Source organism: Sphingomonas sp. CCH9-E2 (assembly GCF_001557215.1).
In the GTDB taxonomy this organism is placed as follows: Bacteria; Pseudomonadota; Alphaproteobacteria; order Sphingomonadales; family Sphingomonadaceae; genus Sphingomonas.
Genome location: NZ_LSJM01000291.1, coordinates 1 through 8,420 on the forward strand (window position 1 = coordinate 1; position 8,420 = coordinate 8,420).

The window sequence follows — 8,420 nt, forward strand, 5'->3', positions numbered from 1 at the left end:
CCGCCTCGACCGCGCTGTCATAGGCGGTGCGCAATTCCCAGGCGAGGTCGTTATGTCCGTCGATCACCGGGGCCTGGCTGAGGACCCGCTCAACCCGCGCGCGGGTCGCGGCATCGGGTTCGGGCGCGGCCGCTTGAGTGGTGGCGAGGAGGAGCGGGGCGAGGGCGAGTGCGATCATCGCCCCAGCCTAGCCTCTTCAGGCGAGGCGGCAAGAGCGCTTACGCGACCGCGCTGCGCCACGGCCCGGTGATCGCGAGCGTCTTGGTCGGGCTGTAGATGTTGACGAACAGCGTCGACCCGTCGGGCGAGAAGCACGCACCCGCCAGCTCGGTCCGCACGCGGCAGCGCGCGACCGGGTAGAGCGCGCCGTCCGGCGTCACACCGCGCAGATGATTGTCGGTGACGTCGGTATATTGATCCTCGCACACGATCAGATGGCCGTTCGGGCCGACGGTGAGATTGTCGCCATAGTTGAACATCGTCGGATCGGTGGATTCGACGAACAGCTGCACCATGCCCGGCGCATCCGACTCGCCCGGCTGGCCTTCGCGCGGGGAGGGGCGGTAGCGCATGACCTGACCCAGCGCCTTGGCCCCGCCCGAGGTGCAGGTGAAATAGCACTCGCCATCGCCCCAATGGATGCCTTCGCCGCGTGCGAAGCGCGCCGCGCCCGCCTTGTGCCCGCGCAGGCGCAGATCGTGGTCGGGCGCATCGGTGTCGGTGAGGTCGATCCAGCGCGCCGCCTTCCACGCGCCGACGCCGATGTCGCGGCGGCCTTTGTTCGACGTGTCGCCGCACTCGGGCCGGTCGCGCAGGCCGAGCGCCTGCAACCGCCCGCCGCGCGCTAGCTGGCCGGGGCGGTCGGGGAGGAAGCGGTAGAACAGCCCGTCCTCGCGATCCTCGGTGAGATAGACGATGCCGGTGCGCGGATCGACGGCGGCGGCCTCATGATTGAAGCGGCCCATCGCGGTGAGCGGGACCGGGTCGACCAGGCCGCGTGCGCGCGCCGGGACTTCGAAGATCCAGCCATGATCCTTGCCCACGCCCGTGCCCGCGCGGGTCATGTCTTCCTCGCACGTCAGCCAGCTGCCCCAAGGGGTGGTGCCGCCCGCGCAATTGCGGATCGTGCCGACGAGGCTGAGATGCTGCCGCTCGACCCGCCCGGTGGCGAGGTTGTAGATCAGCGTGCTGGTGCCGCCGGGGAGCGGGCGGCCGTCATTGTCGCGGTCATAGGTGGCGATCCGCGTCGCCTCGCCGCGCACGAACGGGCCGGTCTTCTGATGCTTGACCTGCAGCTCATGGTTGCGGACCAGCGCGACGCGGCGGCGGTCGATCGCGAAACAGCCCATGCCATCGGCGCGGTCGCCGACGGCAAAGCCGTCATCCATCGCGTCGCCCAGCTGAGAGATGACGCGGTAGCTGAACCCCTGCGGCAGATCGAGCAGCCCGGCGGGGTCGGCGCGCAGCGGACCGTAACCTGGCGCAGTCGGTGCTGCGGCAAGGGTGGGCACGCGCGCAAGACCGGCAAAGGCGCTTGCAGCGAGGCCGAAGGTAAAGGCGCGGCGACCGGATGTCAGACTCATGGGATGCTTTTAGGCGATGCGCCTGCGTTCCGCCACCGACCGGTGTCAGAAATGCCATATTGAAAGGCGATGCGCCACGCGCGCTTGCGCGCCGACCCAGGAGCGGCGCGTGCCCTTGGACTGCGAATTCGAACGGGTGAGACGCCTGATGCAGCCAATGCAACGCGATAATGGTCGCGTGGTGACCCCTACGGGAATCGAACCCGTGTTTCAGCCGTGAAAGCCATAGAACAAAACGTGTTCGGACGTTCCTGGACGTCAATGATTACAGATAGTTAGAGATAAGTCGTCCTTGCCGATCCCGGCAAATCCGGCTAGGATAAGAGAGAAATAATCGAGTCCCGCTTGTCTTATGGCCCGTACCGCCGTCGAAGTCCGGATACAGGACCGCACCGCCCGCGCGCGGCTCTTGCCCCGCAAGCGCCCCTATTGGCGCCAGCTCTCGCAAGGCCAGTTTCTCGGCTATTATCGCGGCAAATTGAAAGGCGCCTGGATCGCCCGCTATCACTGCGCCGACACGCAAGCCTATGTCACCGGCACGCTTGGCGAAGCCGACGACCTGCGCGACGCCAATGGCCGCGACATCCTCAGCTACAAACAGGCCTTCGACGCGGCGCTGCACTGGATCGAGATCGAGACCAACGGACCCGCTTCCAGCGCGAGCGATCCCGCCATGACCGTCGGCGACGCGACCCGCACCTATGTCGCCATGCGCGACGCTCGCCGCTCGAGCCAGGCCGGCCGCACCCTCAATTCCGACGCGCATTACAAGCTCAACCGCTTCGTGCTCGAGGATGAGAAGCTCTCCTCGGTCACCCTTGCCTGCCTCAGCGAAAGCGACCTGCGCGCCTGGCAGCTGCGCCTTGCCCGCAAGAAACCCGCGAGCATCCAGCGCGTCGTCAACGATCTGAAAGCCGCGCTCAATGCCGCGTTCGTCGAGCACCGCAAGGCACTGCCCGCCGACCTGCCCACCACGATCAAATACGGGCTCAAGATCGATGCGCCCGAAGTGCTGATCACCGTCGCGCGCGACAACCAGATCCTCAGCGACGACGAAGTCCGCCGCATCGTCGCCGCGGCGCTTCGCCTCGAGGAGGATTTCGGGCGGCTGGTCGCGCTGCTGGCCGCCACCGGCGCGCGCTTCTCGCAGCTTGCCCGCATGACCGTCGGCGACGTTCAGGCCGAACAAGCGCGGCTGATGATCCCGCAGTCGTTCAAGGGCAGAAAGCGCCAGCTCCAATATATCCGTGTCCAGGTCGGGCAGGACATCCTCGCCGCACTCCGGCCGGTGACCGAGGGCAGGACGCTCTCGGCGCCGCTGCTCGAGCATTGGCGCCACAGGCAGACCGGCCCGATGGAATGGGTGCGCGTCGATCGCGGCCCCTGGAGCGCGCCGTCCGAGATGACCCGGATGTGGAAGCGCACCGTCACAGCGGCCGGACTACCCGCCGCGACCATCCCCTATGGCCTGCGTCACTCCTCGATCGTGCGCGGCCTGCGCGCCGGGCTGCCGATCCGGCTGGTCGCCGCTCTCCACGACACCTCGGTCGCGATGATCGAGCGGCATTATTCGCGCTGGATCACCGAGGGGCTCGACGAACTGGTCGCGCGAGCGGTGGTGCCGCTGATGCCGATCGCGGCATGAGACAGGCATAGGACGGCCAGCCGCCAGACGCGTCATACCGCATCGCCATGCTCGCACGGCACCGGCATGCCAACGAAGATGGAAGCCGGCAGGCACGCGCTCGACCAAAGCGCGCCGATCGATCCCACCGACGCCGATCGATCTCGCGGCCCATCTCCATGCCGCACCGTAAGCGCTAGCCGACCGGCTTGCCGGCCCCGCACGAAAGATCGAGCGCCTTATCCCCCAGGCGGCCACAACCCTGGCCGAGTGCGATCGCCGAGAGGTCGGTGGCCGGATCGATCACCCGGTCGGCCTGCTTGCGCTCGGAATAGCGGTCAACGAGCTGGTCGGCCTGCGGCCGGAGCAGCACCGTGAAGCGGACCAACTCCTCCATCACGTCGACGATCCGGTCGTAATAGCTCGACGGCTTCATCCGGCCCGCCTCGTCGAACTCCTTGTACGCCATCGCCACGCTCGACTGGTTGGGGATGGTGAACATCCGCATCCAGCGGCCGAGCAGGCGCAGCGTGTTGACAGCATTGAACGACTGCGAGCCGCCCGATACCTGCATGACGGCGAGGGTGCGGCCCTGGGTTGGGCGCATGCCGCCCATGTTCAGCGGCAAATGATCGACCTGCGCCTTCATGATGCCCGAGACCTGCCCATGGCGTTCGGGACTGCACCAGACCTGCCCTTCGGACCACATCGACAGTTCGCGCAGCTCATGGACAGCGGGATGGTCGTCACCCTGGACCTGATCGGGCAGCGGCAGATCGGAGGGGTCGAAGATCCGCGTCTCAGCGCCGAACAGCTGGAGCAGGCGCGCGGCTTCCTCGACTGCGAAGCGCGAGAAGGAGCGCTCGCGCAGCGATCCGTAGAGCAACAGGATGCGCGGCGGCGACTGGTCGGCACCGAGACCCAGTGCCGGCCGGGCGATCACATAGGATGGATCGAGGGCGGGGAAACGATCGGCATCACAGAGTACGCGAACCCGGCTCATTGCATGTCCTTCACGAGATACGAAGCGCTCGCTGGGCAGAGCGAGGCGAGTTGTTCAGTGGCGGCGATGCCGGGCGGCGCCTCGGCTCGGTCGGCATCGGCAAAGCCGAGCCGCCGGAAGAAGGGGGCGGCCGAGTCGGTGAGCAAATGGAGGCGCGTCACCTCCCCAGGCAGGATCGTCTCGAGCTCGCGGACGAGCGTTGTACCGTGCCCTGCGCCGCGGCGGCTGGGCAGCACCACCAGCGAGCGCAGTAGCCGGTCGGCGCTGTCGCCTTCCAGCCCGACATAGCCGATCGGGCCTGCCGCGTCGGACAGGCCGAAGAACAGGCGGCCGGGCTGCTCGAGGTCGATTGTGGGAAGCTCAGCCTCTTCGAGCGCCCTGCGCAAAATGTCGTAGCCGCCGCGCGGTACCGCGAAGAACACCAGGTCGGTCATGCCGCGGCGCCCGCCTCATACCACCCGCGCGTGCGCTTCACGATGCCGACGACCGAAAGCATGACCGGCACTTCGACGAGCACCCCAACCACGGTCGCGAGCGCCGCGCCCGAGTTGAGTCCGAACAGCGAAATCGCCGCAGCCACCGCCAGCTCGAAGAAGTTGGAGGCGCCGATCAATGCCGCTGGCGCAGCGACGCACCAGGCGACTCCGAGCTTCTTGCTCAGCCAATAGGCGAGCCCGGCATTGAAATAGACCTGGATGATGATCGGTACCGCGAGCAGCACGATCACCAGCGGCCTCGACAGGATCTGCTCGCCCTGAAAGCCGAACAGCAGCACCAGCGTCGCGAGCAGGGCCGAGAGCGAGATGGGCCCCAGCGCCCTGAGCAGCTTGTCGAGCGCAGGCTGGCCGCCGCTTGTCAGCAAGGCCCGGCGCAGCAACTGCGCCGCGATCACCGGCAGGACGATGTAGAGTACGACCGAGAGCAACAATGTGTCCCAGGGTACCGTGATCGAGGCGACGCCGAGCAGCAGTCCGACCAGCGGCGCGAAGGCGAACACCATGATGAGATCGTTGAGCGCGACCTGGCTCAGCGTATAATTGGGCTCGCCGTCGCACAGATTCGACCAGACAAACACCATTGCGGTGCACGGCGCGGCGGCGAGCAGGATCAGGCCTGCGATATAGTCGGACGGGCTACCCGGCAGCAGCGGCGCGAACAGCCAGCCGATGAAGACAGCGCCGAGCAGTGCCATGGAGAAGGGTTTGACCGCCCAGTTGATGAACAGGGTGACGCCGACGCCCTTCCAATGCTGTTTCACCGAACCCAACGCACCGAAGTCGATCTTGAGCAGCATCGGTACGATCATCAGCCAGATCAGCACTGCGACGACGAGGTTGACCCGTGCGACCTCGGCCGCCGCGATCCGCGCGAACACACCCGGCACCCATGCGCCGAGCGCGATTCCTGCAACGATGCAGAGCGCAACCCAAAGTGTCAGCCAGCGCTCGAAGAAGCCGATGCCGGCGCGCGCCGGTGCTGCGGCCGGCGCGTCCGCCACAATGCCGCTACTCATGCCGGGATCCGATTGCCGGCTTCGTCGACGACCCGCTCACCATCTTCCTTGGCGAAGGCGCCCTGCTGCGGCGCCGGCAGAATGTCGAGCACTGCCTCGGAGGGGCGGCACAGCCGGACCCCGAGCGGGCTCACCACGAGCGGGCGGTTGATCAGGATCGGATGCGCCATCATCGCATCGACAAGGATTTCGTCCGACAGCGCCCCGTCACCCAGGCCCAGCTCGGCATAGGGCGTGCCTTTCTCGCGCAGCAGCGCGCGCGGCGTCAGCCCGGCCCGATCGATCAACTGCTCGAGCAAGGCGCGCGCGGGCGGGGTCTTCAGATATTTGATCACATGCGGCTCGATGCCGGCATTGCGGATCATCGCCAGCGTGTTGCGCGACGTCCCGCATTCGGGATTGTGATAGATGATGATGTCAGTCGCCATGTCTACTCGCCTTGGTTGCGCCTTCGCCGCGCCCGATCGCGCGGAGTTTTCCGGTTAGCGCCATGCGGTCATGGCTTTCGTGCGGCAGCGCGAGGAACAGCGAGATGCGGTTGGAAAGATAATAGAGTGCCTGCCTGAACGCGTCGCGCTGGCCATCGCCCTCGACAAGCGCCGGATCGTCGATTCCCCAATGCGCGGTGATCGGATGCCCCGGCCAGACCGGGCAGATTTCACCTGCGGCATTGTCGCAGACGGTGAAGATGAAATCGATCTCGGGCGCGCCGGGCCCGGCGAATTCGTCCCAGCTCTTCGAGCGTAATCCCTCGACCGGATAATCGATCGATTGCAGCAATTCGAGAGCGGCAGGATGAACCTCGCCCTTGGGATGGCTGCCGGCCGAAAAGCCCCGGAAGCGTCCAGCCCCGAGCTTATTCAGGGCGCTTTCGGCTAAAACCGAGCGCGCCGAATTGCCGGTGCACAGGAACAGGACATTGTAGATGCGCCCGCTCATGCTTGACCTTCGGGAATGCAGCGGCTGCTGATCGCAACGCTGGCGAGTGGCGCGCAAATCTCAGGCGAACCATCGCAACAGTCCTGCATCAGGAACTCGAGCAGCTCGGTCATGTTGGCGTAGCGCGCGGTGTAGATGATCGAACGGCCATCGCGCCTGCTCTCGATCAGGTCCGCGTGCGACAGGATGTTGAGATTGGACGAAAGCGTGTTCGGCGGCACGTCGAGCCGCCGCGCGATCTCGCCAGCGGCGAGCCCTTCGGGACCTGCCTGAACGAGCATGCGAAAGACAGCGAGGCGCGCCTCATGGGCGAGCGCGGACAGGGCGGCGACGGCATTTTTCAGTTCCATGTTTCGCCTGTAGCGGAAATGTCGAATCCGACAAATCTCCGTCGCGCCGTTCGCCGCCACCACCATGCGATCAGTCCCGGCTCTGGATTTGAAATTGACCCCACGTGCCTGCCGGGAAGGTTTGCTGGCAGGTCTTGGGTTCGGGACCGGGCAGGGAGCACCGATACAACGCGCTTTTGAGGCGGATCGTCATCGGTCTGTCAGGCGCTGCCCGATAGGTGCAGGTGCCGCTAGCGGGCCGGTTCAGATGCAGCCTGTCGGTGCCCGGCCGTGCTTCCTTGATCACAGCCTTGCCCCTGCTGTCCTGAAACGCACAACGCACCGCCCAATCGCCTTTGCCGTTGATACGTACTTGCAGCACTTCCTCGGGTGGTTCCCATTGTGCAGGCGCTGCGACGAGCAGCAGGAATGCGGTCGACGCGATCAACCCTGTCATCCAATCCTCCCGTGCGTGAAGAAGCTTTACGCGAATCGATTCTGTAGTTCCACTATTGTGGAAATATGGAATTTGCAATTGCCGAAATGGCGTCGGGATCGAAGGGCCTAAGCGCTCCCCGACCGGTCGAGGATCGGACAATCCGGGCGGCCGTCGTCATACCGATTGTCGCTGCCTCGGAGATCGACTAGGATCTGATCGCGTGAAACGCTTGCTCGCCTTGCTACTCCTCGCGGGAGCCCTGACCGGCATGTTCGGTGCGCAGGCGGCGTTCGCCTACGGTTTGGGGCTGGCAAAACCGGCCGCGGTCGAACAGCCAATGGCGATGGCCGACCATGCCATGGCTGGCATGGACTGCGCCGAGATGATGACACCGGCCCAGCCGCAGCCCCCCGAAAAGGGACCGCAGCCGTGCAAGGGGCTGACGCTCGCCTGTATCGCACAGATGGGCTGCACCATCCCCGTCCTGCTTGGCGACGGCCCGGCGCCTGCCACCCTCTCGCCGGCCATGCCGATCCCGTTCCTGCCGACCTATATCGCGCCGCTTGCCGGGCGGTCCTACGGCCCCGAACCCGAGCCGCCCACAGTCCTGATCTGACTTCGAGACCCGCGTCGCGTCGCGCCTGAATGGATCGTTTCGATCCTTCGCGCACCGCGCCGTGCCACTCCGAAATTCAGTTCAAGGACAACACCGATGACTCGATTTGCCTGTCTCGCTGCGACACTCGCCGCGGCCACGATCCTGCCCGCCGCCGCCCAGGCCGCGAACCCGCCTGCCGCCTCCGGTCATTACGAATGGCGCCCCCAGCCCCAGTTCGGGCCGCGCGCGCCGATTGCGCCGCCGCGCCGTGTCTGGGTGGCCGACGCCACACCGGCGGCATCGTGCGACTGCGCGATGATGGCGACGCACGCGACCGGCTGCATGGCGCCCTCGCGCGGCGAGCCTAGCTGAGTCCGATGCCGGCGGGGCGG

The 8,420-nt window shown here is 66.3% G+C and carries 11 protein-coding genes; 3 read left to right on the forward strand and 8 right to left on the reverse strand.

Annotated elements, in window-relative coordinates; translation table 11 throughout:
• Nucleotides 1-218: 218 nt before the first annotated feature.
• Nucleotides 219-1,583, reverse strand: a complete 1,365-nt coding sequence (locus tag AX681_RS13500; protein WP_066661154.1) for an alkaline phosphatase PhoX — start codon at nucleotides 1,581-1,583, stop codon at nucleotides 219-221.
• Between the two features lie 352 nt (nucleotides 1,584-1,935).
• Between AX681_RS13500 and AX681_RS13505 the strand changes: the two genes are divergently transcribed.
• Nucleotides 1,936-3,228 (forward strand): tyrosine-type recombinase/integrase, encoded by a 1,293-nt coding sequence (locus AX681_RS13505; RefSeq protein WP_066573147.1) that lies wholly within the window; start codon nucleotides 1,936-1,938, stop codon nucleotides 3,226-3,228.
• A 175-nt stretch (nucleotides 3,229-3,403) separates the two neighbouring features.
• Here the strand turns inward: AX681_RS13505 and arsH are convergent, their stop codons facing one another.
• The 7 genes from arsH to AX681_RS13540 all read right to left on the reverse strand — a co-directional run bounded on the left by arsH (nucleotide 3,404) and on the right by AX681_RS13540 (nucleotide 7,448).
• Nucleotides 3,404-4,210 (reverse strand): arsenical resistance protein ArsH, encoded by an 807-nt coding sequence (gene arsH, locus AX681_RS13510; RefSeq protein WP_082737996.1) that lies wholly within the window; start codon nucleotides 4,208-4,210, stop codon nucleotides 3,404-3,406.
• Complete coding sequence (locus AX681_RS13515; RefSeq protein ID WP_066573149.1) at nucleotides 4,207-4,644, reverse strand: GNAT family N-acetyltransferase; 438 nt, start codon at nucleotides 4,642-4,644, stop codon at nucleotides 4,207-4,209. Before AX681_RS13515 ends, arsH begins: the two co-directional genes overlap by 4 nt.
• Nucleotides 4,641-5,723 (reverse strand): ACR3 family arsenite efflux transporter, encoded by a 1,083-nt coding sequence (arsB, locus tag AX681_RS13520; protein WP_066573151.1) that lies wholly within the window; start codon nucleotides 5,721-5,723, stop codon nucleotides 4,641-4,643. The genes AX681_RS13515 and arsB overlap by 4 nt, the downstream gene beginning before the upstream one ends.
• Entirely contained in the window at nucleotides 5,720-6,151 is a 432-nt protein-coding gene (arsC, locus tag AX681_RS13525; protein WP_066573153.1) for an arsenate reductase (glutaredoxin), read from the reverse strand. Before arsC ends, arsB begins: the two co-directional genes overlap by 4 nt.
• Nucleotides 6,141-6,662, reverse strand: a complete 522-nt coding sequence (locus tag AX681_RS13530) for an arsenate reductase ArsC (RefSeq protein ID WP_066573155.1) — start codon at nucleotides 6,660-6,662, stop codon at nucleotides 6,141-6,143. Before AX681_RS13530 ends, arsC begins: the two co-directional genes overlap by 11 nt.
• Nucleotides 6,659-7,012 carry an ArsR/SmtB family transcription factor gene (locus AX681_RS13535; RefSeq protein WP_066573156.1) on the reverse strand — a complete coding sequence of 118 codons (354 nt, stop codon included), beginning with the start codon at nucleotides 7,010-7,012 and terminating at the stop codon, nucleotides 6,659-6,661. Before AX681_RS13535 ends, AX681_RS13530 begins: the two co-directional genes overlap by 4 nt.
• Nucleotides 7,013-7,082: 70 nt before the next feature.
• Nucleotides 7,083-7,448 (reverse strand): hypothetical protein, encoded by a 366-nt coding sequence (locus AX681_RS13540; RefSeq protein WP_066573158.1) that lies wholly within the window; start codon nucleotides 7,446-7,448, stop codon nucleotides 7,083-7,085.
• Between the two features lie 202 nt (nucleotides 7,449-7,650).
• On the opposite strand from AX681_RS13540, the gene AX681_RS13545 reads away from it, so the two are divergent.
• Together AX681_RS13545 and AX681_RS21465 are read left to right on the forward strand one after the other, a co-directional pair.
• On the forward strand, nucleotides 7,651-8,046 hold the full coding sequence (locus AX681_RS13545) for a hypothetical protein (protein ID WP_075152906.1): 396 nt from the start codon (nucleotides 7,651-7,653) through the stop codon (nucleotides 8,044-8,046).
• A gap of 96 nt (nucleotides 8,047-8,142) precedes the next feature.
• A complete protein-coding gene (locus tag AX681_RS21465) occupies nucleotides 8,143-8,400 on the forward strand; it encodes a hypothetical protein (protein ID WP_075152905.1) in 258 nt (85 codons plus the stop codon).
• The last annotated feature ends 20 nt before the right edge of the window (nucleotides 8,401-8,420 follow it).

What these genes read in the sequence shown, in the direction of transcription:
- AX681_RS13500 (WP_066661154.1), bottom strand. Translation starts at nt 1,583, where the DNA reads ATGAGTCTGACATCCGGTCGCCGCGCCTTTACCTTCGGCCTCGCTGCA.
- AX681_RS13505 (WP_066573147.1), top strand. Translation starts at nt 1,936, where the DNA reads ATGGCCCGTACCGCCGTCGAAGTCCGGATACAGGACCGCACCGCCCGC.
- arsH (WP_082737996.1), bottom strand. Translation starts at nt 4,210, where the DNA reads ATGAGCCGGGTTCGCGTACTCTGTGATGCCGATCGTTTCCCCGCCCTC.
- AX681_RS13515 (WP_066573149.1), bottom strand. Translation starts at nt 4,644, where the DNA reads ATGACCGACCTGGTGTTCTTCGCGGTACCGCGCGGCGGCTACGACATT.
- arsB (WP_066573151.1), bottom strand. Translation starts at nt 5,723, where the DNA reads ATGAGTAGCGGCATTGTGGCGGACGCGCCGGCCGCAGCACCGGCGCGC.
- arsC (WP_066573153.1), bottom strand. Translation starts at nt 6,151, where the DNA reads ATGGCGACTGACATCATCATCTATCACAATCCCGAATGCGGGACGTCG.
- AX681_RS13530 (WP_066573155.1), bottom strand. Translation starts at nt 6,662, where the DNA reads ATGAGCGGGCGCATCTACAATGTCCTGTTCCTGTGCACCGGCAATTCG.
- AX681_RS13535 (WP_066573156.1), bottom strand. Translation starts at nt 7,012, where the DNA reads ATGGAACTGAAAAATGCCGTCGCCGCCCTGTCCGCGCTCGCCCATGAG.
- AX681_RS13540 (WP_066573158.1), bottom strand. Translation starts at nt 7,448, where the DNA reads ATGACAGGGTTGATCGCGTCGACCGCATTCCTGCTGCTCGTCGCAGCG.
- AX681_RS21465 (WP_075152905.1), top strand. Translation starts at nt 8,143, where the DNA reads ATGACTCGATTTGCCTGTCTCGCTGCGACACTCGCCGCGGCCACGATC.